1 protein-coding gene is annotated in these 449 nt (G+C 79.5%); it reads right to left on the bottom strand.

Going from position 1 to position 449, the window contains the following annotated elements; all coding sequences use genetic code 11:
* Nucleotides 1-392: hypothetical protein (locus tag V5O49_RS00110; RefSeq protein ID WP_332900449.1), on the bottom strand; the 392-nt coding region annotated here is incomplete at its 3' end.
* Between the last annotated feature and the right edge of the window lie 57 nt (nucleotides 393-449).

The following is a 449-nucleotide window of genomic DNA, read 5'->3' on the forward strand; positions in this document are numbered from 1 at the left end:
GCGACGAGGCAGGCGGCGGTCACGGCGACGAGGCGTCGGCGGATCGACATGAGGAATCCTCTCCGGAGCGGGACGCAACGGGTCCTACCCTGGTCCGGGTCCCGAGCGCTCGCCGCCGCAGCGCGGGGCGAAGTTTCGGCGCCGCAGGGCCGCCGTGCCGTGCCGACCACCACCGAGTCGCCCCGCAGCGCCATCCGCGCCCGCTCCCGCGCCGCCTCCAGCCCGGCCGCCGGGAGCCGCTTCTCGCCGCCGCCGTCGGCGTTGTCGGCGTCGTAGGCCGCGCTGCCGGGACCGTGCCCGGGCTGGTGCCCCTCGCCGCCGTGGCGGTGCCCGAGCCCGTGACCGGCGGCGTGGGCGCCGGCGTGGTCGCCGGCGAAGTCCGCGATCGTCACGCGTCCGCCTGCTCCAGCGCGGCCCGGGCCGCCACGGCGCCGAGCTGCACCGCCGAG

Origin of the sequence: Isoptericola haloaureus, assembly GCF_036689775.1 — a bacterium.
In the GTDB taxonomy this organism is placed as follows: domain Bacteria; phylum Actinomycetota; class Actinomycetes; order Actinomycetales; family Cellulomonadaceae; genus Isoptericola; species Isoptericola haloaureus.